This is a genomic window from Imperialibacter sp. EC-SDR9 (assembly GCF_902498805.1).
In the GTDB taxonomy this organism is placed as follows: domain Bacteria; phylum Bacteroidota; class Bacteroidia; order Cytophagales; family Cyclobacteriaceae; genus Imperialibacter.
This window is the reverse complement of sequence record NZ_LR701593.1, coordinates 1-22,682: the sequence shown is the minus strand read 5'-3', so window position 1 is coordinate 22,682 and position 22,682 is coordinate 1. Positions and strand designations below refer to the sequence as shown.

Below are 22,682 nucleotides of genomic sequence, written 5' to 3'. Positions count from 1 at the left end.
TTTAGCTTAGGTCTTCAGGTTTTAACTTAAAAATAGACTTCAACTCTACGGCATCCTCAGGCTTCATTCTTTTTGCCAGCACCAGCCTTAGCTGACGGCGGCGAAGCGCCCCTTCGTAGAGCTCTTTTTCAAATTCCGTTTCAGGAGTTAATTCCGGCACATCAATGGGTCGGCCGGTTTGGTCTACAGCCACGAAAGTGAAAAAGGCGGTGTTGCTGTCGATTTTTTTATTGCCAGGAATGTCTTCGGCTGTCACCTGAATATATACTTCCATAGAGGAACTGAATGCACGTGTTACCCGGGCCTTGAGTGTTACCACATTTCCCAGCCGTATGGGCTTGCCAAAAGAAACGTTGTCAACGGAGGCTGTTACCACGATGCGGTTTGAATGCTTTTGCGCTGCAATGGCGCTTACGATGTCCATCCAGTGCATCAGCCGACCTCCCATGAGGTTGTTGAGCGTGTTGGTGTCGTTGGGCAACACCAGCTCTGTCATGACTACTTCCGATTCTTTTGCACTCTTTGCTTTTTTTGCCATCTCCTTATTTTTTGCCCCAGCCATGCTCGCCCAGTAATGGCACAAAGCTAAAATTATCGAAAGTTTCTTTCACCAGTTTGTTGCCTTCTTTTTTGGTTATCCGAATCATTTTTTGGCTTTTGTCATCACCCACCGGTATTACCAGCCTGCCTCCCGGCTTTAGCTGCTCAACAAGTGCAGTTGGAATTGTGGGCGCTCCCGCAGTAACCAAAATAGCGTCGAACGGAGCAAAGTTAGGCATGCCCTTCGACCCATCACCCTGGAAGAAATGGGCTTTATACCCCATTGCGGGTAGAAATTTACGAGTTCTTTCATAAAGCACTTTGTTGTACTCAATGGTGTAGACCTCAGCGCCAAGCTCCAGTAAAATACAGCACTGATAGCCAGACCCGGTGCCAATTTCCAGAACTTTACTTCCTGGCCCTGCGCCCGTTAGCTGTGTTTGAAACGCCACAGTGTAGGGCTGAGAAATGGTTTGATCTTCCCCAATGGGAAAGGCCTTGTCCTGATAGGCGTGTTCTACAAAGGCATTGTCGAAGAAAAAGTGACGAGGTACTTTGCCAATGGCATCGAGCACCATTTTGCTCTTGATCCCTTTTTCAATTAACGTATTTACAAGTCCTCTTCTTAGCCCTTTGTGCCTGTAGCTGTCTTCCATTCTGACGGCAATTTAGTTGAATTGACAGTACGGGTCACAGAAGGAGATAGGTTTTGTTCATTACTTTTGAAAGATATTGGAAAAGGCTACCGTGGGGAGCTTTTGCCAATTAAATTCGCTGGATAATTAATAATTGAGATGTTTACAGGGATTGTTGAAACTACAGGGAAAGTAGAGAAAATAGAAAAGTCAGGAACCAACTATACTTTCACAATCGAAAGTGCGATTAGCGCCGAGCTAAAGATAGATCAGAGTGTGTCTCACAACGGTGTTTGCCTGACGGTGGTTGGCGTAGACGGTGGAGCGCATCAGGTTACGGCTATCCACGAAACCATGGAGAAGACTTCGCTGGGGCTGCTGGGAGAAGGCGACCTTGTTAACCTGGAAAGATGCATGCTGGCCAATGGTCGGTTCGATGGCCATATCGTACAAGGGCATGTTGATCAGGTTGGCGTTTGTATAAGCAGAACGGAAGAAGACGGCAGTTGGCTGTTCGACTTTAAGTATGATGACGCATTGGGCAATGTCACTGTCGAAAAAGGCTCCATTTGTGTCAATGGTGTAAGCCTGACTTGTTTTAACTCAAGAAAAGGGGAGTTTAGGGTGGCCATTATTCCCTATACTTTTGAGCATACAAATTTCAAAAATATCAGCAAGGGTACTAATGTTAATCTTGAATTTGATATTTTGGGGAAATATATTCAAAGAATATTAAAAGGATACTAATCGACCTGAACCTTCAACCTTAAGAATTTACTATGGAAGTTAAATGCATGGTAGTGGATGATGACCCGCTGGCGAGAAAGCTGGTTAAGCACTATATTGAAAAAACGGAATTTCTAACGTTGAGCTATGAGCTTGCCAATCCCATTGAAGCCAAAAACATACTGGTAAAGGAGGATGCTGACGTCGATTTGCTGTTTCTGGATATCCAAATGCCAGAAATGTCAGGGCTCGAGTTAATGGAGTCGCTGGACAAATCTTATCAGATTGTGTTCATCACTTCCGAAGAGCAGTATGCGGTGCAGGCGTTTGAGAATAGCGTGGTCGACTATCTGGTAAAGCCTTTTGAGTACCCACGTTTTTTGAAGGCTGCTACCAAAGGCAAAGAGAATATTGAGACACTTCGCAGATTTGTAGAAAAGCAGACCCACGTTTTTGTGAAGTGCGATGGCAGGCTTGTGAGGATTCAGCTAAGCGACCTGCTGTTTGTTGAAGCACTGGCTGATTACGTGATCTTCAATACAAAAAAAGGAAAGTACATTGTTCACTACACAATGAAGGGGATAGAAAAGCGACTCCCGACCACTTCCTTTGCCAGGGTGCACAGGTCGTACATTATTAATATCGACAATGTCGACCATCTGGAGGAATCGAATATCATGATTGGCGATAAGAGTGTGCCGGTCGGAGCTTCTTACAAGGAGAAATTTATCAAGAAGCTAAACATGCTTTAATCTACCTGTTTTTCTTCCAACCAGATAAATGGTATAGGCTGCGGCAATACCCACAAGGGCTCCCACAAGTAAATCGCCGGGATAGTGTACACCAACATAAATCCGGCTATAGGTTACTAAGGCAGCCCAGGCGAACCACACAAAGTGCCAGTAGGATTTGCCTTTGTGCAACAAACTGATGAATGCGGCCAACGCAAAAGTGTTGGCTGCATGTGAGGAGGCAAAACCAAATTTGCCGCCGCATCCGCCGACAAGGTGTACCAGCGAGGAAATGCCTGGGTCATGACATGGTCTCAGCCTTTCAAAAAATGGCTTCATTAAACCAGACGTGAGTTGATCTGCAATTGCAATGGTAAGTACGATGGCAAGTATTGACCAGATCGCTTCCTTTTTTTGCTTGTAGATCAGCCGGATAATGAGAACGAGGTAAAGCGGAATCCAGGTATTCCTTCCTGTTATCAGCAGCATGGGGCCGTCGAGCCAAATGGCGTGGTGTGCATTGAGCCACAGAAAAAATTGTTGATCTAATTCAATTAGCCAGTTCATAAGACCAACCAGTTAACCCCTTTCTTAAGGGACAAAAGAGTGTCATGTTCGGGCGTACCTGCTTCAGGCTGGTGGTTGTACTCCCAGCCAGCCAATGGCGGCAGGCTCATCAGAATCGACTCAATACGTCCATCTGTTTCTAATCCAAATTTTGTACCCCTGTCGAGCACGAGATTAAACTCCACATAGCGGCCTCTTCGCAGCATCTGCCAGTTTTTCTCCCGCTCACCATAAGGCTGCGAGCTATTGCTGGCCATAAAGTGCGTGTAGGTAGGTGCAAAGGTGTTACCCACGTCTTGCACAAATTTCCATCGGTCTTCCATCGAAATTCCATGCTCCGCTTTCAAATGGTCGAAGAATATCCCACCGATGCCACGGGTCTCGTGGCGGTGCTGCACATAGAAATAGTTGTCGGCCCATTCCTTGAACTTTGGGTAATAAGTCGGGTTGTGCCTGTCACAGGTGTTTTTGAGCGCCAGGTGGAAATAGACGGCGTCGTTGGGGTTTATATAGTGTGGGGTGAGGTCGATGCCGCCGCCAAACCAGCATACGCCGTTGCTCATTTCAAAGTACCTAACGTTCATGTGAATGATGGGCACAAAGGGATTGGAGGGGTGGAGAACGATGGACACGCCTGTAGCATAGAAATCTGCCTGGTCGAGGCCAAAGGACTGAAGGACTTTTTCGGGTGTTGGGCCCCATACCGCTGAAAAGTTAACGCCTCCTTTTTCAATTACTTTCCCATTTCTTATCACCCGTGACCTGCCGCCGCCGCCGCCAGGCCTGTCCCAGGCATCCTCTTCAAAGGAACCAGTGCCGTCGGCTGCTTCCAGCGACAGGCAGATATTATCCTGTAAGCCCTTAAACCAATTTGTAATTTCTTCTTTTCCAGGCATAGCTTCAACGATATCAATTCAATGGCAAATATAGGAGAACCACAAAACTAGAACGGGTACCCGATTCCAATATTCAGAATAGTCTGTTCTTTTTCGCCAAATGGGAAGTTGGTCAGCAGCTTATCGAACACCCATCTTTGTCCGGGAGGCCTCGCAGGATCATGTATCTTGGCTCCCGCATCGAGCCTGAGGATAAGGAACGAAAAATCAAACCTCAGGCCGAAGCCTGAGCCAACTGCGATTTCTTTGGCGAATGACTCAACTTTGAACTGGCTTCCGGGTCTGGTGGCGTCATCTCTGAGCGTCCATACGTTACCTGCATCAATGAAAAACGCCCACGATACAAAACTGAAAAGCCTTCTGCGATATTCTAGACTCGTTTCAAACAGTATTTCACCAGGTTGTTCGAAGCTGTAGTCGTAAAGTCCGTCATTTTCTGGATTATCGTTGAGTGGTGGCGTGTAAGAGCCCGGGCCAAGCCGCCGGGGGCGCCAGGCTCTGATGCCATTGCTGCCACCGGCAAAGAAGTACTTTTCATAGGGAAGCACTGTGTTTATCCCGTAAGGCACTGCCACCCCAACGTTAAAGCGGTAGGCGAGATCATGCTTCGAGGAAAGGTTGGTGACCTTCCGGAAGTCGAAATTAGCTTTGGAAAATTGGTAGTACTCCAGCCGGTCGTTCATCAGATTGTCCTCATTGAAAAACCAGAGAGTGTTTCCGCTGGTCTCGACAAAAACCCTGAAAAAGCTGGCGTTGCCTTTAGTAATGCCATAGCTGTTGTTGTTGACAGCCAGTGAGAAACTTGTACTGCCAACATAAGATGGATTGAACGAGTTGATCAGTAGATTACCTCTGCTTGCATAGTCTTCCAGCAGGTCTCGGAAGGCTTCGTTTCTCAATTCAGAGTCGATAAAGCTGACGTCGGCAAGTGTTAGGTTGAAAAGGTGCTTATTGTCCTTTTGCCAGATATATGCCCAGGTCGAGTTGAAGTTGGTTCGTTTGTATTCACGCCTGTCGGTAACGGTTGTACCTACCAGCCACCGTGTCCTTGGGTTGAGTCGACCCTGGTCTCGGCGCCGGCTCCAGGAGGCCGGAGTGATAAACTGTGGAAAGGTTAACGCAAGATTTCCTCCATACTCTTTGCTGGAATAGACGTCCTTGACGTTAGTGGGCGAAGCGACGCCTTCGATGCCAAACCGGCCGGATAGTTCAAGTATTTCCAGCCCTTTGAATACATTCCTGTCCTTTATGTTGGCGTTGAGAAACGGGCCGGGAAGTCCCTGACTTACATTGACGCCAAACTCTGTTGAGGTTTGGAATTTCTGAAGAGGGCTGGTATAGATATTAGCGATAAAGTGAGTGCCTACTGTGTCGTAGTTGATGTTGACAAACTTGAAGATGTCAAGGTTAGCCAATTGCTTTTGTGTCTCGAACGTGTTGGCCCTGCTATACATACTATCTGGATAGATGAACACCCTCCAGTCAAGTATTTTTTTGTTGTACCGTTCCTCATAGAAGCTATAGTTAACACCATGATACATCCGGTTACTTCGCTTCTCGCCAGGGATATTGATATTGGCATCAGTAATGAAGTTTACCGAGTCGATGACAAATCTTTTATGATCATTTTCCTTTACCAGTGATTTTACTCCAATTTCAATGAGAACCTTTTTGTCGCCCAGGCTTGATGTGTCTACCTGAAAAGAAATTAATTGCTTATTGAATCTGTAGTACCCCTTGTTCACAAGAGATTCATAGACTCTTTCCCGTTCACTCGCCAGCTCCTTTTGGCGATATCTATCGCCCTTCACTAACAGTGATTTATTCTCTGAGTTAAGTACAATGTCCTTGATCTCATGGTCGGGTATACCGTAAAATATCGAGTCAATCACATAGGGTTTGTTTCTGTCGAGCTCATAGGTCACCGAAACGAGTTTTCCCTTCTCTTTTAGTGATGAACTAACACTGGCATTGAAATACCCTTCTGACTGAAGGTAGGAGACAAGCTGCTGCTCTGTTTGCTCTCTCAATTCAGGCTTGAAAACAGCGACCTCTTCACCCCACCGCATGAATAAATTACCTTCTTTCAGGGTTTTGTCAATTTTAGCGACCTTCTTGATTTTTCTTGATTTAAGAAGCTCTGCTTTCTTCTGTTTTCCTTTGTCTAAAGCTTTGGTAATCTTGGCGTCATACCTGGCAATTGCACTTTCTTTCTTGCTTTGGTACTTCGCTGAATCGAACCTGTGTTGTCCCCAGTAATAAACATTCACATAAAGTGACCAGGGAAAAATAGGTGTGCGCCGGTTGGGTTTTTGCTGGAATTGAGCTTCGAGTTCATCTATATTCAGGCCCTTGGCGTTTTCTACCGATTCTTTGTAGAGTAGTTTCTCATCCTCCTTCAGGTATCTCACTCCCAGGCAGCCAGATAAAGTGCCCGAAAAAGCAGCAGCAATAATGGTTATTAATACTAATTTGCGGATTGAAGCCGTCACGGGAATGATTTCGAAAAACAGGGCAAAATTCATTAAATCGCTGCAATTAAAAAAATTCAGAAAGCAAGAGGGGCTTTTTGTGGTAGAAGGTGGCAAAAGTGTGCTCGAAGTTCTGCAATCAAATTTCACGCTCATAGAACTGTATGTAACCTCTTCCTTTTACGCAGAAAACGAATTTATTTTAAAACTGGCACCTATTCCGGTCGAAATAGTTTCGGAGCGGGAGCTGGAAATGGCCAGTGGTTTACAGTCCAACAATGCTGCATTGGCAGTTGTTCAAATGCCTGCTTATCAGTTTGAAACACCCGCTGTCTCGGAATTTGCTCTTGTTTTGGACGATGTGAGGGATCCTGGTAACCTTGGTACCATCATCAGGATAGCCGACTGGTATGGCATCGGCAAGGTGTATTGCTCTCCGGAAACAACTGACCTGTTCGCAGGGAAGGTGGTGCAGGCATGCATGGGCTCGCTGACGAGGGTGAAGGTATTTTATACGGAACTGTATGCGCTGTTGAAGGCGTATGACGGGCCTGTGTATGGTGCTCTTTTGAATGGGAAGAATATCTACAGTGAAAGGTTCGATCAAGGCGGGCTTATTGTGATGGGCAATGAGTCAAATGGTATTTCCACTGCTTTGCTACCGCTGGTGAGCCACCCTATTACGATCCCGGGGCACGGTGGTGCCGAGTCGCTCAACGTAGCTGTAGCTACTGCCATAGTTTGCGACAATGTACGCAGGCCAAAGAGCTAGTTGGCTGCTTTTACATTGATAGCAAAGGCCCGTGCCGGGTTGACCCGCAGCAGTTGGTCTATGTCTTTTTCCGAAAAATCGTTTTGCTTCAAAAGAGGAATGAGCTCATCAAAAATGGCTGTGAACCCCCTGAAGTCGCCTCCATTTAATTCGCCGGGGCTGTACCAGCCAGCGTCGTGGGAAATCAATACTTTGTCTAAAAGGCCGTTTTTCTTGCAATGGATTAGTCGCTTCAAGTGCTCTTCCACACCCCAAACTACCCCGTCAAGACTTATCCAGGCGCCCAGGTCATAAGCTTTTTTGTAATAAGAAAGATCGTTTTCGGTTTGGGCATGTACCCAAATGAAAGCAGACGGATCAACACCTTCGGCCTCTAGCAGGGCAATTTCTTCCAGGGCAGGCAGTGCCGGGCCAGTATGGGAAGCAATGGTCATTCCCGTGGCCAGGTGCGTGATGGCAGCTGCACGAACAAGCTTTTGATCCACGGTGGAAAGCGGCACGCTGCTATTGACACTGATTTTAATAAAGCCCGGTTTGACGCCGGATCCTTCAATGCCATTCTTGTATTCGTCAATCCACCTTGCTGCCAGCTGCTCTGCCGTTTCTGTGAATGCATGATCAGGCAGGTATTTACTGTCAACCGCTCCATAGTAACCGGTGTTGGTCAGGATCGTCAATCCAGACAGTTCGCTGAGCTCTTTCAGCAGCCAGGGATCCCGTCCCAGATAAGCTGGAGTGCAATCAATAAAGGTGTCGACGCCTCTTTCTTTGGCATCTACCAGAAAGGGCAGCGCTCGGGCAATCACGCTGTCCCGGTTCCAACGGTGGTAGCCGACGCTGTCGGCCCCTATAAAGTCGACCAGGATGTGTTCGTGGATGAGTGTCGTCCCCATTTCACTGGTGGGCATTTTTCCGTCGACGGAAATGACTTCAAGCTGTTGAGCAGCCGGAGTGCAATATGACAAGGCAACCAGGACGGCGATCGATAAAAGGGAATAGAGTCTCATCAGAAAAAGCCTTTACTTTTCGCAGCAGCGTCTTCAATCAGCGCTTCTGCATCTTTTTTGCCCAGGTACCGGTCGATGAAGTAGTGGGCCACATAAAGCAGAGGCGTGAGCAGAATGGCCACGCTGAATTTGTAGATGTAGTTGATGGTGCCTACTGCCGCAAGCTGGGAGAGGCTCCAGCGACCACCTTCAGGAGCGAGGACGTAGAAAGCAATGCCAAGCACCACGAAGCTATCGATGAACTGACTAACAAGCGTTGACCCGGTGGCCCTGAGCCAGATCATTCTTGATCCCGTGACTTTGCGAAGCTGATGAAACACATAGACATCAAGTAGCTGACCTATGAGGAAAGCAACGAGTGACCCTATAATGATGCCAAGCCCTTGTCTGAAAATAACTTTGAAAGCGTAGTTGATATTGAATGGATGGCCTTCACTGTCGGTGCCATTGACGTCGAGCCAGAAAGCGGCGGGGTCGAGCAACGTTACGAGGTAGATTACCAGAAAAACGTAGGCAATGAAGCCAGCCGTCATGTAGCTGATCCTTTTTACACCTTGCTTGCCGAAGTATTCATTGATAATGTCGGTGGTGATGAAAACGACAGGCCAGATGACGGCACCAGCCGTGAGGTTGAAATCGAGGACAAAGTCTCCAAAGAGATGAATTTGAGCAGGAGGCAGTCCAAAAGTGCCTTCTGCTGAGAAGATTTTGACCCCAATAATCTCTGCAACAACGGCATTGGTGAGGAAAATGCCGCTCAGAACGATGAATAGGTTGGTTCGTTTGTTGTTGAGTGTTGGCTCCATCTGTTTGTCAGGCGGGGGAAAAGTCAGTCCCCTCAATACCAAGATACGATTCTTTAAACACAGTCAATGCTTCTTCCAGTAAAGGATTTAATTCTTTGTAGCGGGTGCTAAAGTGCCCCAGAATCAGCTTACCGACGCCTGCTTTCAGTGCCAGGGTAGCTGCCTGCCCTGCCGTGGAGTGAAAAGTCAGCTCAGCTCTCTCTTTCATGTCCTCCATAAAGGTACCCTCGTGATAGAGCATATCGACACCGCCGATGTATTGGATGAGCGACTCGTCGTATTTCGTGTCGGCACAGTAGGCGTATGAATAGGAGGGGCGGGGAGGAAGTGTTACTTCGCTGTTCTTGTATTTGATGTTTCCCTTTTCATCCAACAGGTCTTCTCCGTTTTTTAGCTTAATGATAAAGGTGGGTGTAACGTTGGGGGGAAGTAAGGACTTCTCAATCCGCCTGTTTTTTGGTTTCTCCCGAAAAAGAAACCCACTACAGGCGATTCGGTGGCTGACAGGAAAACTGCTGACAGTAATTTTCTGATTTTCCAGAAGCACCTCACTTGTGCCGGGCACCCATTCTTTGAACTGAATGGGGAAGTTCAGTGTGGTGTTGGAGTACCTGAACTGTAGACTGAGAATTTCAGATAGCCCTGGCGGGCCATAGAGGAAGAGCCTGGCCTTTCTGCCATACAAATGCATGGTTGATAACAGCCCTATCAAGCCGTAGTAGTGGTCGCCATGCAGGTGGCTGATGAAAATATGATTGATTTTGGTCGCCTTTACTTTGTATTTCTTCAACTGAAGTTGGGTGGCCTCGCCGCAATCGATGAGAAAGTGCTCGTCATCAACCACCAGTACTTGCGACGTTTGGTTTCTGTTGTGCGCTGGAGCGGCGGAATTTGACCCAAGAATTTTTAATACAAAGCTCAATGGAGACTATTCTTCTTCCTCCTCGAGTCCGCTTTCAATTTCATGCAGAAATACCGTGTCTATTGCCTCTTCCTTGGTAGGTACTATATTCAATACCTTGTCAAGCTGCGATATCTTAATCAGCTTCACCACGTGGTCGTTCATGCCAATCATAACGAAGATTCCGCCAGCTTCTGAAAAGCAGCGGTTGCCAACAAGCAATGCACTCAGGCCAGAAGAATCGACATATTTTACATCGGAGAGGTCGAGGATCATGTTGGAGCTGCCTTCGGCTTGCAGCTTTACAAATTCGGATTTGTAATCCGGGGCAGTAGAGGTATCCAGTTTTTCCTGCGTAATTTTTAAGATGCTGTATTTTTCGCTCTTGTCTAACGAATACTTCATGTGTGTATGTGTTTACTTCTACTTACTAATTTCTTTAAGGCTCTTTAAAACGTTTGACTCTATGGTTGATTCAACCCCAGCATAGCTGCGTTTCTGAAATTTCTCGCCTGTTACTTTCTCAAAAAGTTCAATATAGCGATGTGAGATCGAGTTTACTACCTCATCTGACATTTCCGGCACATTTTGACCTTCTTTGCCCTGAAATCCATTTTCAATCAGCCACTGCCGCACAAACTCTTTGGAGAGTTGCTTTTGAGGCTCTCCTTTTGCCTGGATTGCCTCATAGGTGTCGGCATAAAAATACCGGGATGAATCCGGTGTGTGTATTTCGTCAATTAAATAGATGGTGCCATCGTGCTTCCCAAATTCGTATTTGGTGTCTACCAAAATAAGTCCCTGCGAGGCCGCATACTCTGAGCCCTTTTTGTAAAGCGCCTGTGTATACTTTTCCAGTTGCAGGTAGTCGGCTTCCGATACTATTCCCTGCGCTATGATTTCCTCCCGGGAAATGTCCATATCGTGACCCTCTGAGGCTTTGGTGGTGGGTGTGATGATGGGAGAGGGGAGCTTGTCATTTTCTTTTAGCCCTTCTGGAAGAGGCACTCCGCAAACCTGACGCTTCCCTGATTTATATTCTCTCCAGGCATGACCGGCCAAATATCCCCTGATAACCATTTCTACTTTGAAGGGTTCGCACTTCACACCAATCGTGACATTGGGATCAGGTACTGCAGTTACCCAGTTCGGCACCACGTCCCTGGTTAGTGCCAGAAACTTGGCCGCAATCTGGTTCAGGATTTGACCTTTGAACGGAATGGCCCTGGGGAGAATGACGTCGAACGCTGAAATGCGATCGCTGGCAACTACTATCATCAGTTGGTCGAGGTAGTACACGTCCCGCACTTTGCCTTTGTATTTACCGGTGACGCCGGGGAATTGAAATTGGGTTTCCTTGAGGGCTTCCATAAGGGTGACAAATTTATGGATGGGTGGCGTATTAAAAAATTTTCTTTTTTGAAATGTAACAGAGATCAGATGGCGGGCTATTGCTCCTTGATTACCTTGCCCAGTTTATAGGTAACCGTCTTTTCCAGCCTTCCTTTGCGGTCGTAATATTTCCATGTGCCATTTTTTAGGTTTCTCACGTAGTTTCCTTCTTCTATAAGGTCGCCTGACTTATCAAAGGCTTTGTGTGAACCGTGCTTCCTGTCGTATTCGTAGTAAGTTTCGTAAGCAGTTTTTTTATTGGGGTGGTAGCCTATTGTCAAACCATGCTGCTTGCCATTCTTGAAGTCGGCTTCCTCCGTTATAACCTCTTTCGAACTATATGTTGTCCTCTTGCCATCAAGTTTGTCGTCGATGTAGTTTTCTCTGACGAATGATCCATCGGCAATATTGTAAAGCGTCCACTGCCCTGAGCGGACGTCCTCTTTGTAGGTTTTAGTGGAGAGAAGCTGACCTGAGGCATTGAACTCTTCAATGGTGCGGTCTTTCTCGTTGTTGGAGTAGTCAGTTGCCGTTTTCACAGCGCCGTTGGGATGGTAAGTGTAGTTTTTCCCTACCCGGGCTCCTTCTTTGTACACCAGCTTTTGTGAGGGTGTTCCGTCTTCAAAAAAAGCGTTTGCAGCGCCACTTAGTTTTCCCTGCACGTAGGTGCCGGCGTACTCCAACTGCTCATTCGCATAGTAGGTTTTGTAAGTGCCGTTTTGCAGCCCGGCCTCATTGTAGGCTTCAGTTTTTAGCGTGCCCGAGGGATAGTATGTTTTAAAATGACCATCCAGCTTCCCCTTTTTATAATAGGCCTCTGTTTCTTTAGTTCCGTTTTCGTAGAACGTTTCGGTGGTGCCGTCCTGTAGCCCGCTTTGGTAGTGGATCACCTCTTTCTTAACGCCGCTGGGGTAGTAATTCACCACCTCACCATCGGGCTTGCCGCTTTTGAATTCAGTGGAGGATTTGACGACCTCATCTTCGTAATAGGAAATAATTTGTCCGGAAAGCGTGTCGTTTTTAAAGATAGCGATTTGAAGCAGGTTGCCGTTGGGATGATACACTTTTGTTTCTCCCTGCCTTAACCCGTCGATGTAGATGGTTTCTCTTTGCAGCTTGCCGTTGTCGTAGTAGTTAAAAAACGTGCCGTTTCGCTTCCCTTTTACGTAATCGCCTTCGATGATGACTACACCCTCCGGGTTGTATTTAAGATACTTGCCATCTATTTGGCTGCTGTCGGCATTCAGAACAAAGTATTCCTCATTTTTAAGGCCTTTGATTCGGTCGTGATAGGTGGTGATTTTGGTTTGGCCGGCCACCACCAAAGGAAGGAGAAGCATGGTAAATAGAACGCAGTTTTTCATCATGCATCAAACGGATTTAAAATGAGCGCCGCTTGATAACGTTACGGCGCCATTTTCATTTTTCACTGGCTAAATTTTTTCAATGACAATGGCAGAAGCGCCACCACCACCGTTGCAAATACCTGCTACGCCAATGGTGCCACCTTCCTGATGTAGCACACTGTTAAGCGTGGTGATAATCCGGGCGCCGGAGCAGCCAAGTGGATGCCCCAATGCCACAGCGCCTCCAAACACATTTACTTTGGCAGGGTCCAGCTCCAATTTTCTGTTGTTGGCAATCGCCACTGCGGCAAAGGCTTCATTTATTTCGTAGAAGTCGACATCTTTTTTAGTAACGCCAGCCATTTTCATCGCTTTTGGGATGGCAAGGGCCGGAGAAGTGGTGAACCACATGGGGTCTTGCGCTGCATCGCCAAAGCCTCTGATTTTTGCGATGGGGATGAGTCCCAGCTCTTTTGCTTTGGCTGCACTCATGATGATCAGGGCAGAAGCGCCATCGTTGATGGTCGACGCATTGGCGGCGGTTACCGTGCCGTCTTTTTCAAATACAGGCCGCAAAGAAGGTATCTTGTCGAAGTTCACATTTTTGAACTCCTCGTCCTCTTTCATTAAAACAGGGTCTCCTTTTCTTTGAGGAATTTCGACCGGGATGATCTCATCTTTGAAATAGCCGGCCTCAGTGGCGGCTGCTACCCTTTTGTAACTATTGATTGCGTAGGCGTCCTGCTCCTCCCGGGTGATCTTCATTTCTTTGGCGGTATTCTCAGCGCAGTTGCCCATCGGGAAGCCATTGTATATTTCCCATAGTCCATCGTGCATGAGGCCATCAATCAACTGACCATGACCATATTTGTAGCCGTAGCGTGCTTTTGGGATATAATAAGGCACGTTTGTCATGCTTTCCATGCCGCCAGCCACCACTACTTCATTCTGCCCAGTCATGATAGACTGCACTCCAATCATCACCGCTTTCATGCCTGAGGAGCACACTTTGTTGATGGTGGTGCAGGGTACATTTTGCCCGATGCCAGCACCCAACGACGCCTGACGGGCCGGAGCCTGCCCCAGGTTGGCCGAAATGACATTGCCCATGAATACCTCACCGACCTCTTTTGCGCCAACACCAGCCTTTTCCAACGCACCTTTTATAGCGATAGAGCCAAGCTGAGTGGCAGACAAGCCAGCCAAAGCGCCTCCAAAACTTCCAATGGGCGTTCTTACTGCTGAAACGATAACTACTTCCTGCATAATGATATAATTTTCGGGTTAATGAATTGGGGTGTATTGGGCGGCTTTTCTTATAACAATGTCAGCCTGGCTGTTGGCTGCAGCCGAGGCTTTACCAGTCGGGCTTTCCGCTTTCTGGCTTTTTAACACCTTTTCGCTTGTTCTGCTGAATATACTGAATCTCGCTGTTTCGCATCGCTTCGAGGATCATCTTGGCCTTTTCTTCTGAGATGTTCATCTCCTTCAGCTTATCAGGGTTGATCTGAGGAGGCTGCTTTTCACCGTCTTTGTTCTCTTTGTCCTGCTGTTCGGCGTCTTGTTGCTCCTTCTTTTTTTGCTCCTGGTCTTTCTTTTCTTGTTCTTTCTTTTGCTCTTCGCTCTGCTGCTCCTGGTCTTTTTGCTCTTTGTTCTCGCTCTCCTGGTCTTTCTTTTCCTGATCCTGCTTCTTCTGCTCTTCGTTCTTTTGATCGTTGTTCTGATCTTTGTCCTGCTGATCTTTCTTCTCGTCTTCTTTTTCTTCGTTCTTCTCCTTGTCCTGCTGCTGATCGTCCTGGTTTTTTTCGTTGTCTTCGGCGATCTGGCGTTTCACCAGCTGGTAGTTGTATCTGGCTTCTTCATTGGTGGGGTCAGCCTTCAAAGCTTCCTTAAAGAAGCTTAGCGCAGTGTTCCTATCGCCTGGCTTGTTGCTGATGATGCCCATTTGGTTGTAAGCCAGCGACTTCAGGTCTTTTTCCTTGGTGTTGATGAGGCGCTGGTACTGACTGAAGGCCTGTGCTGAGTCGCCCTGCTGAAAAAGTGAATGGCCGAGGTTAAGAAAAAGCTTGTCTTCCAATACGCCCAACGAATCGGTAAGCATGGTGTAGGCCTGAGTGGCCTTTGCATAGTCCCCTGCCAAATAGGCTTTCTCTGCGTCTTTCTTCAGTTTGTTAACAGTGGCGATGTCATTCACGCCCGGAATGATGACCGCTATCACCAATAAAATGCCTGCTAATGCCTTCATATTTTCATGGTTTTCACTGAAATGAGGTAGTCAAGAGCAAAAAGGGCCAGTCCAATGGCCAGGAAATAATAGTACCTGTTGGCCGTAACGTCGACCTGCCGGGCATCTCTCATTTCGCCTTCTATCTCATTGATTGTATTTATTAATCTCGAAACGTCGTTTTTAGTTTCATTGATCTCAAAGTACTTGCCGCCGGTTTTGGTAGCCACGTCTTTTAATGAGTTGCTATTGAGTCGAGTAACAACGTCGTTACCTTGATTGTCTTTTTTAAAGCCTCTTCGGCTCAATATCTTGCTCCCCTTGTCGGTACCAACGCCCAAAGTGAATAGTTTGATACCTGTTTGCTCTATTTCCTGCGAAATCTGGTCAGTTTCTTCGCCGAAGTCCTCTCCGTCGCTGATCAGTATAATGATCTTCGATTTCTGCTGCGTAAGGGGCGATTCTTCGTCGTTCAGCTTGCTAAGTGCCATCCGAAGGGGAGGGCCAAAGTCGGTGCCGGTGTTGGGCACAAGGCTGGTGTTGAGCGTTTCTATGAAGATGTTGAGTGCCGACTGGTCGTAAGTGAGCGGGCACTGCATGAAAGCCTCGTTAGAAAACATAATGATGCCCATGCGGTCCGAGTTGAAGGCATCGGTGATGTTTTTTAGCTCGAATTTTATTTTCTCCAGCCTGGTGGGTTGCACATCAAATGCATCCATGGACACGGAGAGGTCTACACAGAAGAAGATGTCTTTGCCCACTGACTTGATTTCTTTCTTGCTGTCGCCAAAGGAAGGTCCCATGAGGGCGACGATAAAAAGGAAAAAATAGATGGATCTGAGAATGACTTTGCTCAACACTATTTTGGAGGAGCTTCCCACTGCCTTGGCGACATAAAGTACCCGGGCCAGGTAGGCCAGGTAGAGGATGCCAAAAACGAGGCAAAACGTTAATTCAAGTAATCCAAACGACTGATACCAACTCATACAACACTATTTGGGCAATGCCACAGCTTTTATAACACCGGAAGTGGGGACAAATATATAAAATGAACGCTGGGAGGCTAGCAATTCACATTTTTTAACAGGGGAAAAAGAATATCATTTTTTTAGTGCTGAGGTTTGCTTCCGTCAGAAAATGTCCGTTATCTTTGCAACTCTTTTTCAGAACAGACCTATGGAGAGATGGGTGAGTGGCTGAAACCAACAGTTTGCTAAACTGTCGTACTGGGTAACCGGTACCCCGGGTTCGAATCCCGGTCTCTCCGCATTGATTGAGGTCCCATAGCTCAGCTGGATAGAGCAACTGCCTTCTAAGCAGTAGGTCTCAGGTTCGAATCCTGATGGGATCACGAAGAAAAATTTAGAGCCTTCAGTTGACACTGGAGGCTTTTTTTGTGTCCGTACTTTATCTTTTCTATAATAATCGTGAGAGCTTAGCTGGATAGAGCCACTGTCGAGTACGCCCAGTCGGGGACACCTAGTCTTCTAAGCAGTAGGTCTCAGGGCTGGGCGCCCCCGGCTGGGCGCCCCCGATCCAATCCTGATGGGATCACGAAGAAAATTCAGAGCCTCTTTCGCAAGGAAGAGGCTTTTTTGTATGTCAGGCATGGGCTTTTGTCTGGCGGGGCGGGAGTCCGGATCAAGCAAAAAGTCTCGGGGATTAACCTTTAACCGCAATACCCCGAGTGGTGATAAAAAAGCAAAAGGCCCAAGCCTAGCCCGACCGGGCGGGACGCATTGAACCAGTTTTGCTTCTTTGTTGTCTAACATCCGCTGAATGGAATAACCTTCCTGTTGGGGCACACTCCACAGGTTTATTGATTAATCCATTATAGACCTGTAGCTATAGAGAACAATCTTTACTATTCATGATGGCCGTCATTATAAGGTTGTTATTGACGAGCTATCTTGTTATAAACTTCAATAGCAATGGTCACAAAACCCTACAAAATATACAGAAAGGTTAAATCGGCAAGAATTTGGGCTGCTGTATTTCTTGGCCTCATGGGAATAGCCGCATGTTATGGTGGTGCTGCATTAGTGATTGACTCAAGTGGCGAAACGTTAGGTCTTTCAGTTTCGCTCCTTTCCGACACCAATTTTGATAGCTATTTTACGCCTGGATTAATACTTTTCTTTGCTCTTGGAATGCTTAGCCTCTTATCGTTCGTTTTTACAATCATCGACCATAAATATTATCCGAATCTAATATTCAATCAGGGTTTTATTGTAATCGGGTGGATCATGATGCAAGTGTATCTACTGAAGATTTTCCACTATCTACAGTTGGTTGTTGGGGTTATTGGAATTTTGTTAGGTTTTCTGGGCGTGTATATCAAGAAGTGGAAATAAGGAAACTATGGTATTTGCCGGTTTCAAAGAAGTCTCCTTCTGCTTCAAGGTTGCAAAGATTTTATCAGTTCCGATGTGGCAGATGCCCTGCATCAGAAATACTTCGTTCGTAACACATGAATCCGTTGCCGGTTTTTGACAGCGTTCCTTTCCATTCTGCCTGGCTGCGCTTTTCTGCCGCTAGAAGAAGGCTCTTCATATCTAATCTCTTCATATCTAATATTTCCTTCGATCTCATTAAAAAATCTTGCGGCATCAGCTATCGGGGTAAATGTATTTGTGCTATAGTTCACAATAGCTTACGTTTATCAGGTTGAATTTCCTTTTTTATAAAGTTATTCCGTATAACTATTAACTGCGATGATCCCAATCACCATGAAAGTTGGATTTTCATCATCAGATCAATGGGGAACTTGTGCTTTTAAGTTGGTGTGAAAAAAGTACACCCGTGACCATAATCACTGTTTCCATTGACCCGAGTCATGGCCGGAGTCGATTCTTCAACATAGGTTTACCGAACCGTTGAGAGCCAAAATCCGGGTTATAAAAGACTTCACCGCTTTTTTTCCAAATTCACCGATGGTCGGCCTGGCCAGGGTGGGGGGTAAAAATGTGTCTCCCGGAGAAATGACAAGCCAATTGAAAGCGTAGCGTACAAAGGGGCCCGATGGTTTTGCTATTGCCGCTGAAGCCAGGAACGAATTCCTTGTGATTAACTGTACCTCTGGTAAGCTGCGGAAGCTATGTCGTTGGATGAATGCAAAAACACTGAAAAACCTTTCTGATATTAGAGGGCAGTGCAGAAGTGTCATTGAGCAGCTTACATTAGTTGAAAGAATCCGATCACCTGTCTTGAATGACTATAAAGTACTTGAAGGGAAAAATGGCGCTCATTTGCCACAGACTACATCACGACTGTAGATGGTCGGTGGCGCAGTAATGTAACATAGCACGGTTTTTTATGTGGCTCTCAATAGTAGGTTTTCTGGTAAGTGCATTTTTCATCTATCTCGGTGGACGGAGGTTATCCTTATACGGTGACATTATTTCAAAAGAGACCGGACTTGGAAGGATTTGGATTGGCCTCATACTGATGGCGTCCGTTACTTCTTTGCCAGAGCTTGTGATAGGCATAAGCTCAGTGACAATTGTTGGCTCTGCCGACATGGCCGTGGGCAATGTGCTGGGAAGCTGCATATTTAATCTGTCTATCCTCTCATTAATGGATGCGATTTTGCCGGGCCAGCCACTTTTCACCAGGCTGGCCAACAGTCATGTGCTGGCAGCAACGCTCTGCACCATTTTGCTTGCGCTGGTTGGCATAGGTCTTTTTTTACCCAACGAAATCGTGATCCTGGATTGGATAGGAGTCACCTCCATCGCATTTATCTTTGTCTACCTCATTTCGATGAGAATGCTGAACATCCATGGTTTGAAGGAACAGGCAAGATTAAAGGCAGCCCAAATGAAGCTGTCTTTTGAAGGGGGAGAAGATACACCCGAAAAGGAAGATTTAAAGCACATGGAGATAGGGCTTAACCGGGCCATATTATACTTTGCCCTCAACGCCCTTGTGGTCATCGCCGCTGCGTTGGCTTTGCCCTCATTTTCTGTAACAATAGCTGAAGAATCCGGGCTGGGCGAGTCTTTTGTGGCTACTTTGTTTATGGCTGCATCTTCTTCTTTACCTGAAATTGTCGTCTCAGTTAGTGCTGCCCGGATGGGTGCAGCCGATCTCGCAGCTGGCAATCTGTTTGGTAGCAACATTTTTAATATTATGCTACTTTCGGTGAGTGACCTGTTTTACACGCAGGGCAATCTTTTGAAAGATGCTTCGGAAGCGAATATTGTGACAGTTTTTGCTATCACCATCATGAACGCCATAGCCATAGCCGGGCTCACTACCAGAGTGGAAAAGAAAGAACTCCATTATCTGACCTGGGACACACTTTTCATTTTTCTGATCTACCTCGGCGCTTTGGTATATCTATTTTACAGCGGCTAGCATCCTAAGAAGATACACCGGAGTGGTGATCCAACCTTCCGTTTCTTTGTGACCAAAATCTCAGCTCATGCTGACCTCAGTCATTAGTCTTTGCGCTGCTTTGATCTAGCTTAGCTGTATCAATAAAACTAAAAACAAGGAGGTTATTATGAGCTTAGCATTAAGAACCCGTGCGGGCGTACCAACATTGCTTTCCGATTGGCTTCGTCCGGCCCTTTTCGATCGTGATATCTTTGACTTCGATGGAGACTTATTCCCCTCAAGGCTGGGAGTTAATACGCCATCAGTAAATGTTAAAGAAACACCCAAAGAATTTCTGCTGGAAGTAGCGGCCCCGGGCCTGGAACGCAAAGACTTCAACATTGAAGTGAAAAATGGAGCACTGTGCATTAGTGCGGAGAAAGAGGACGAAAAAGAGGAACAGGATGGCTACTATAGAAGAGAGTATAGCTATAATTCTTTCAGTCGGTCGTTCTCTCTTCCTGACAATGTGAAGGAAGATAAAATCGATGCAAAGTATGACAAAGGTATTCTGAAAGTTTCCCTTCCGAAAAAGAAGGAAACACCTGCAGAACCTGTGCATAAAATTGCTGTTTCCTGAGTGTGGAAAATGAGAAAGCAGGAGAGGTAGTCATTTGGGTGATTATATTCTCCTGTCTTCTCTTTTAAGGTTTGCTTTACTCTTTAGATTGGCGCTATGAAAGTAGATACCAAATGGATTGATGCCCTAACTGGCGTCAGAGATGAGCCGTGTATTTCCATTGTTGTTCCCACCTTTCGGATTTCTCCGGGCCGGAGGCAAAATATTGAAATGGTAAAAAAAGCGGTTGAAAAAGCCAGGTTGCTTATCAAGCGCCTGAAGCTCGGAGAAGATGTTAAGGAAATGATGGTTTCCAAAATAGAAGAATGGAGCAGTTCTATCGATCGGCTTCATCCGCTTGATGGCGTTGGTTATTTCATTTCTCCATCAGTTGACCGGTCAGTGCTGTTTCCATTTCAGGTCAGCGAAATAGTAACAGCAGGCAATAGCTTTGAGGTGAGAGACCTGATCTACCTCAGGCAATACATCCGACTGTTTTACGTCCTGGTTTTAGGCAAGCAATCGGCGAACCTGCTTGAGGCAATTCATGACGGCTATGAAGAGGTGACTGACGAGTATTTCCCGTTAAAGATGGTAGAAGAATACGAATATGCCGGGTCGGCAGTTGGAAGTTCCATTGGCTATGGCATGAAGGGGTTCGAAAATGACAAAGGCGAACAAATAGCTGTTCGCATTCGCAGCATGTTCAAGGAGGTTGACAGGCATCTTCGCCAGTATCTTCACGGGAATGACACTGATTTTGTACTGGCTGGAACCGAAGAACTGATAGCTGAGTACAAAGGTGTATCGGACAACACAAGTCGGCTTGCAGGAGAGATAACAGGGAGTTTTGATCAGGAGGGATATGATGATTTGTGTCGCCGTGCCTGGCTGGCATTCAGCGATTTCCATAGCAAAAAGCTTTATCGGCTCATTCAAAAGTTCAGAGAAACCGCACCAGCGCTGCGCTCGGAAGGATTGCGCAATGTGTGGAAGGCGGCTGAAGAGGGAAGAGGGCTGCACCTGCTGGTCGAAAAAAATTTCAGCCGAAGAGGTTACGTAAAGGCAGGGCGCCTGCTGCCATATTTTCATAAGCCAGCTGGTGAGTCAGTTGCCATACCCGATATCGTAGATGAAATTATTGAAACAGTGCTGTTAAAAAATGGCGAGGTAAGCTTTGTGAAAGATGACAGCCTGGCTGAGTGGGGCCGCATTGCTCTGTTCCATCGCTATTGAATTCAATTAGCAAATAAAATACACCCAATATGGAAGCCACCCTGATAAAGACAAATCATGCCGGGTACTTCGAAAGACAGGTGACCCGGTTGCTTGCAGGTGCTGGCATTGCTGTTAATGGGCATGAAAGCCATGATTTGCGTGTTCATAACCGAATGTTTTACGAAAGGGTGCTGTCCGAAGGTTCTTTGGGGTTAGGGGAATCGTATATGGATGGCTGGTGGGACTGTGACCGCATTGATATCATGATGGCCAAAATAGTAGAGGCGGGCCTGGCCTCGTACCACAGTTTGCGCTTTTCAAACTTCATCGCACTGCTGAAAACAAAGCTCAACAACCAGCAGTCGAAGGAAAACGCCCTTCGAAGTGCTTCGTTCCACTACAACCTCGGCAACGACCTTTTTTCCGCCATGCTCGACAAAAACCTTACCTATACTTGTGGTTACTGGAAGGATGCAAACACCCTTGAGGCGGCCCAGGAAGCCAAGCTTGACCTGACCGGCAGAAAGCTGAATCTGCGCCCGGGCATGTCTGTACTGGACATTGGCTGTGGATGGGGCAGCTTTGCGAGATATGCTGCCGAAAAATACTATGTGCAAGTGACGGGAATCACCTTGTCGGAAGACCAGCTGTTGTTAGGTAACCAGCTAAATGATAGATTGCCTGTGAAGCTTAAGCTCCAGGATTATCGTGACCTTACAGGACAGTATGATAGAATTGTGTCGCTTGGGATGTTTGAGCATGTAGGTTTGCACAATTACCAGAAGTTTTTTAAGATGGTGAAGAAATGCCTTAAACCTGACGGACTTTTTTTACTGCACACCATTGGCTCCAATGTGTCGGCGCATAATGCAGATCCGTGGCTTTCAAAATATATATTTCCCAATGCGCTCATTCCGAGCCTGGCGCAATTATCTTCTGCTACCGAAAAACATTTTGTACTGGAAGACTTGCACAACTTTGGCCCTGATTATGACAAGACACTGATGGCCTGGCAGAGAAACTTTGCCGACAACTGGCACAAGCTGTCGGATCACTACACGGAACGGTTTTACCGAATGTGGAATTACTATCTGCTAAGTTGTGCAGGCACATTCAGGGCACGCAAAAATCAGCTTTGGCAGTTGGTGTTCAGCACCGGTTTGACCGCCCAATATGCGTCTGTCAGGTGAGGTTCGATAGCTCACTGGCTTCATAGCTTTCCTCTACGACAACCTGACCCGATTTGTCATAAAGATAAACCGGGTCAGCTTCTTTTGTCAACAGGAAACCATCCTCATCGAATTGAACCCGGTGAACCCGGTTTTCACCGTCTATTTCGGCAAAATAGGTTACGCACCCTTCGGCATCCCGCACTTTCTTAATAACCTGAGTTCGATTAATAAAACGTTGAAATATTGGGGAGGAAAAATAGATAAAACCAGTGCGCTTGTTTATATTTAAGTATCTGACATTCAAAGATATACAAGCAAAGCACATGGTTCTATCTGACA

Annotated in this window: 24 protein-coding genes and 2 tRNA genes; 10 read left to right on the top strand and 16 right to left on the bottom strand. The window is 46.5% G+C overall.

The window, feature by feature from the left end; all coding sequences use genetic code 11:
• Window position 1 precedes the first annotated feature (1 nt).
• Together GC130_RS18505 and GC130_RS18500 are read right to left on the bottom strand one after the other, a co-directional pair.
• Window positions 2-538 (bottom strand): acyl-CoA thioesterase, encoded by a 537-nt coding sequence (locus GC130_RS18505; protein WP_151999835.1) that lies wholly within the window; start codon window positions 536-538, stop codon window positions 2-4.
• A gap of 4 nt (window positions 539-542) precedes the next feature.
• Window positions 543-1,196 (bottom strand): protein-L-isoaspartate(D-aspartate) O-methyltransferase, encoded by a 654-nt coding sequence (locus GC130_RS18500; RefSeq protein WP_151999834.1) that lies wholly within the window; start codon window positions 1,194-1,196, stop codon window positions 543-545.
• A gap of 138 nt (window positions 1,197-1,334) precedes the next feature.
• Here GC130_RS18500 and GC130_RS18495 point away from each other — a divergent pair, with 138 nt between their 5' ends.
• Entirely contained in the window at window positions 1,335-1,922 is a 588-nt protein-coding gene (locus GC130_RS18495) for a riboflavin synthase (RefSeq protein ID WP_151999833.1), read from the top strand.
• Between the two features lie 32 nt (window positions 1,923-1,954).
• Window positions 1,955-2,653 (top strand): LytTR family DNA-binding domain-containing protein, encoded by a 699-nt coding sequence (locus GC130_RS18490; protein WP_151999832.1) that lies wholly within the window; start codon window positions 1,955-1,957, stop codon window positions 2,651-2,653.
• Here the strand turns inward: GC130_RS18490 and GC130_RS18485 are convergent.
• From GC130_RS18485 to GC130_RS18475, 3 genes are read right to left on the bottom strand one after another with little or no spacing between them, the layout of a single operon-like run.
• Window positions 2,639-3,199: a phosphatase PAP2 family protein gene (locus GC130_RS18485; RefSeq protein ID WP_151999831.1), complete on the bottom strand. Its 561-nt coding sequence runs from the start codon at window positions 3,197-3,199 to the stop codon at window positions 2,639-2,641. The two genes, GC130_RS18490 and GC130_RS18485, sit on opposite strands and share 15 nt — an antisense overlap.
• Window positions 3,196-4,095, bottom strand: a complete 900-nt coding sequence (gene hemF, locus GC130_RS18480; RefSeq protein ID WP_151999830.1) for an oxygen-dependent coproporphyrinogen oxidase — start codon at window positions 4,093-4,095, stop codon at window positions 3,196-3,198. The genes GC130_RS18485 and hemF overlap by 4 nt, the downstream gene beginning before the upstream one ends.
• 47 nt (window positions 4,096-4,142) lie before the next feature.
• On the bottom strand, window positions 4,143-6,620 hold the full coding sequence (locus GC130_RS18475) for a BamA/TamA family outer membrane protein (protein WP_151999829.1): 2,478 nt from the start codon (window positions 6,618-6,620) through the stop codon (window positions 4,143-4,145).
• On the opposite strand from GC130_RS18475, the gene GC130_RS18470 reads away from it, so the two are divergent.
• On the top strand, window positions 6,592-7,338 hold the full coding sequence (locus GC130_RS18470; RefSeq protein WP_151999828.1) for an RNA methyltransferase: 747 nt from the start codon (window positions 6,592-6,594) through the stop codon (window positions 7,336-7,338). The two genes, GC130_RS18475 and GC130_RS18470, sit on opposite strands and share 29 nt — an antisense overlap.
• Here the strand turns inward: GC130_RS18470 and GC130_RS18465 are convergent.
• The 9 genes from GC130_RS18465 to GC130_RS18425 all read right to left on the bottom strand — a co-directional run bounded on the left by GC130_RS18465 (window position 7,335) and on the right by GC130_RS18425 (window position 16,000).
• Complete coding sequence (locus GC130_RS18465; RefSeq protein ID WP_151999827.1) at window positions 7,335-8,345, bottom strand: phosphotriesterase; 1,011 nt, start codon at window positions 8,343-8,345, stop codon at window positions 7,335-7,337. The two genes, GC130_RS18470 and GC130_RS18465, sit on opposite strands and share 4 nt — an antisense overlap.
• Window positions 8,345-9,151, bottom strand: coding sequence for a queuosine precursor transporter (locus GC130_RS18460; protein WP_151999826.1), 807 nt, complete (start codon window positions 9,149-9,151; stop codon window positions 8,345-8,347). The genes GC130_RS18465 and GC130_RS18460 overlap by 1 nt, the downstream gene beginning before the upstream one ends.
• Before the next feature lie 7 nt (window positions 9,152-9,158).
• Window positions 9,159-10,073 carry a ribonuclease Z gene (locus GC130_RS18455; protein WP_151999825.1) on the bottom strand — a complete coding sequence of 305 codons (915 nt, stop codon included), beginning with the start codon at window positions 10,071-10,073 and terminating at the stop codon, window positions 9,159-9,161.
• 6 nt (window positions 10,074-10,079) lie between these two features.
• Window positions 10,080-10,457: an STAS domain-containing protein gene (locus tag GC130_RS18450; protein ID WP_151999824.1), complete on the bottom strand. Its 378-nt coding sequence runs from the start codon at window positions 10,455-10,457 to the stop codon at window positions 10,080-10,082.
• Window positions 10,458-10,475: 18 nt separating this feature from the next.
• Window positions 10,476-11,423: a phosphoribosylaminoimidazolesuccinocarboxamide synthase gene (locus GC130_RS18445; RefSeq protein WP_151999823.1), complete on the bottom strand. Its 948-nt coding sequence runs from the start codon at window positions 11,421-11,423 to the stop codon at window positions 10,476-10,478.
• Between the two features lie 77 nt (window positions 11,424-11,500).
• Complete coding sequence (locus tag GC130_RS18440) at window positions 11,501-12,811, bottom strand: toxin-antitoxin system YwqK family antitoxin (RefSeq protein WP_151999822.1); 1,311 nt, start codon at window positions 12,809-12,811, stop codon at window positions 11,501-11,503.
• Between the two features lie 66 nt (window positions 12,812-12,877).
• Complete coding sequence (locus GC130_RS18435; protein WP_151999821.1) at window positions 12,878-14,056, bottom strand: acetyl-CoA C-acyltransferase; 1,179 nt, start codon at window positions 14,054-14,056, stop codon at window positions 12,878-12,880.
• A gap of 91 nt (window positions 14,057-14,147) precedes the next feature.
• Window positions 14,148-15,035 carry a tetratricopeptide repeat protein gene (locus GC130_RS18430; RefSeq protein ID WP_151999820.1) on the bottom strand — a complete coding sequence of 296 codons (888 nt, stop codon included), beginning with the start codon at window positions 15,033-15,035 and terminating at the stop codon, window positions 14,148-14,150.
• A complete protein-coding gene (locus tag GC130_RS18425; protein WP_151999819.1) occupies window positions 15,032-16,000 on the bottom strand; it encodes a VWA domain-containing protein in 969 nt (322 codons plus the stop codon). The genes GC130_RS18430 and GC130_RS18425 overlap by 4 nt, the downstream gene beginning before the upstream one ends.
• A gap of 192 nt (window positions 16,001-16,192) precedes the next feature.
• On the opposite strand from GC130_RS18425, the gene GC130_RS18420 reads away from it, so the two are divergent.
• The 3 genes from GC130_RS18420 (at window position 16,193) to GC130_RS18410 (ending at window position 17,368) form a co-directional block, all read left to right on the top strand.
• A tRNA-Ser gene (locus GC130_RS18420) sits at window positions 16,193-16,281 on the top strand.
• Between the two features lie 10 nt (window positions 16,282-16,291).
• A tRNA-Arg gene (locus tag GC130_RS18415) sits at window positions 16,292-16,365 on the top strand.
• A gap of 580 nt (window positions 16,366-16,945) precedes the next feature.
• Window positions 16,946-17,368, top strand: a complete 423-nt coding sequence (locus GC130_RS18410) for a hypothetical protein (protein WP_151999818.1) — start codon at window positions 16,946-16,948, stop codon at window positions 17,366-17,368.
• Between the two features lie 64 nt (window positions 17,369-17,432).
• Here GC130_RS18410 and GC130_RS28650 read toward each other — a convergent pair whose 3' ends face one another.
• Window positions 17,433-17,582 (bottom strand): hypothetical protein, encoded by a 150-nt coding sequence (locus GC130_RS28650; RefSeq protein WP_193217907.1) that lies wholly within the window; start codon window positions 17,580-17,582, stop codon window positions 17,433-17,435.
• 747 nt (window positions 17,583-18,329) lie between these two features.
• Between GC130_RS28650 and GC130_RS18405 the strand changes: the two genes are divergently transcribed.
• The 4 genes from GC130_RS18405 (at window position 18,330) to cfa (ending at window position 22,361) form a co-directional block, all read left to right on the top strand.
• Window positions 18,330-19,373 carry a sodium:calcium antiporter gene (locus GC130_RS18405; protein ID WP_151999817.1) on the top strand — a complete coding sequence of 348 codons (1,044 nt, stop codon included), beginning with the start codon at window positions 18,330-18,332 and terminating at the stop codon, window positions 19,371-19,373.
• A 148-nt stretch (window positions 19,374-19,521) separates the two neighbouring features.
• The gene (locus tag GC130_RS18400; RefSeq protein WP_151999816.1) at window positions 19,522-19,974 is read left to right on the top strand and encodes an Hsp20/alpha crystallin family protein; all 453 of its coding nucleotides are present in this window, start codon (window positions 19,522-19,524) and stop codon (window positions 19,972-19,974) included.
• 96 nt (window positions 19,975-20,070) lie between these two features.
• Window positions 20,071-21,189, top strand: a complete 1,119-nt coding sequence (locus tag GC130_RS18395; protein ID WP_151999815.1) for a hypothetical protein — start codon at window positions 20,071-20,073, stop codon at window positions 21,187-21,189.
• A 29-nt stretch (window positions 21,190-21,218) separates the two neighbouring features.
• The gene (gene cfa / locus GC130_RS18390) at window positions 21,219-22,361 is read left to right on the top strand and encodes a cyclopropane fatty acyl phospholipid synthase (RefSeq protein WP_151999814.1); all 1,143 of its coding nucleotides are present in this window, start codon (window positions 21,219-21,221) and stop codon (window positions 22,359-22,361) included.
• Here the strand turns inward: cfa and GC130_RS28910 are convergent.
• Window positions 22,354-22,682 (bottom strand): hypothetical protein (locus tag GC130_RS28910; protein ID WP_226940542.1); only part of this gene is annotated, 329 nt, incomplete at its 5' end. The two genes, cfa and GC130_RS28910, sit on opposite strands and share 8 nt — an antisense overlap.

Coding starts and splice junctions, on each gene's coding strand:
- GC130_RS18505 (WP_151999835.1), bottom strand. CDS start 538: ATGGCAAAAAAAGCAAAGAGTGCAAAAGAATCGGAAGTAGTCATGACA.
- GC130_RS18500 (WP_151999834.1), bottom strand. CDS start 1,196: ATGGAAGACAGCTACAGGCACAAAGGGCTAAGAAGAGGACTTGTAAAT.
- GC130_RS18495 (WP_151999833.1), top strand. CDS start 1,335: ATGTTTACAGGGATTGTTGAAACTACAGGGAAAGTAGAGAAAATAGAA.
- GC130_RS18490 (WP_151999832.1), top strand. CDS start 1,955: ATGGAAGTTAAATGCATGGTAGTGGATGATGACCCGCTGGCGAGAAAG.
- GC130_RS18485 (WP_151999831.1), bottom strand. CDS start 3,199: ATGAACTGGCTAATTGAATTAGATCAACAATTTTTTCTGTGGCTCAAT.
- hemF (WP_151999830.1), bottom strand. CDS start 4,095: ATGCCTGGAAAAGAAGAAATTACAAATTGGTTTAAGGGCTTACAGGAT.
- GC130_RS18470 (WP_151999828.1), top strand. CDS start 6,592: ATGATTTCGAAAAACAGGGCAAAATTCATTAAATCGCTGCAATTAAAA.
- GC130_RS18475 (WP_151999829.1), bottom strand. CDS start 6,620: ATGAATTTTGCCCTGTTTTTCGAAATCATTCCCGTGACGGCTTCAATC.
- GC130_RS18465 (WP_151999827.1), bottom strand. CDS start 8,345: ATGAGACTCTATTCCCTTTTATCGATCGCCGTCCTGGTTGCCTTGTCA.
- GC130_RS18460 (WP_151999826.1), bottom strand. CDS start 9,151: ATGGAGCCAACACTCAACAACAAACGAACCAACCTATTCATCGTTCTG.
- GC130_RS18450 (WP_151999824.1), bottom strand. CDS start 10,457: ATGAAGTATTCGTTAGACAAGAGCGAAAAATACAGCATCTTAAAAATT.
- GC130_RS18445 (WP_151999823.1), bottom strand. CDS start 11,423: ATGGAAGCCCTCAAGGAAACCCAATTTCAATTCCCCGGCGTCACCGGT.
- GC130_RS18440 (WP_151999822.1), bottom strand. CDS start 12,811: ATGATGAAAAACTGCGTTCTATTTACCATGCTTCTCCTTCCTTTGGTG.
- GC130_RS18435 (WP_151999821.1), bottom strand. CDS start 14,056: ATGCAGGAAGTAGTTATCGTTTCAGCAGTAAGAACGCCCATTGGAAGT.
- GC130_RS18430 (WP_151999820.1), bottom strand. CDS start 15,035: ATGAAGGCATTAGCAGGCATTTTATTGGTGATAGCGGTCATCATTCCG.
- GC130_RS18425 (WP_151999819.1), bottom strand. CDS start 16,000: ATGAGTTGGTATCAGTCGTTTGGATTACTTGAATTAACGTTTTGCCTC.
- GC130_RS18410 (WP_151999818.1), top strand. CDS start 16,946: ATGGTCACAAAACCCTACAAAATATACAGAAAGGTTAAATCGGCAAGA.
- GC130_RS28650 (WP_193217907.1), bottom strand. CDS start 17,582: ATGAAGAGATTAGATATGAAGAGCCTTCTTCTAGCGGCAGAAAAGCGC.
- GC130_RS18405 (WP_151999817.1), top strand. CDS start 18,330: ATGTGGCTCTCAATAGTAGGTTTTCTGGTAAGTGCATTTTTCATCTAT.
- GC130_RS18400 (WP_151999816.1), top strand. CDS start 19,522: ATGAGCTTAGCATTAAGAACCCGTGCGGGCGTACCAACATTGCTTTCC.
- GC130_RS18395 (WP_151999815.1), top strand. CDS start 20,071: ATGAAAGTAGATACCAAATGGATTGATGCCCTAACTGGCGTCAGAGAT.
- cfa (WP_151999814.1), top strand. CDS start 21,219: ATGGAAGCCACCCTGATAAAGACAAATCATGCCGGGTACTTCGAAAGA.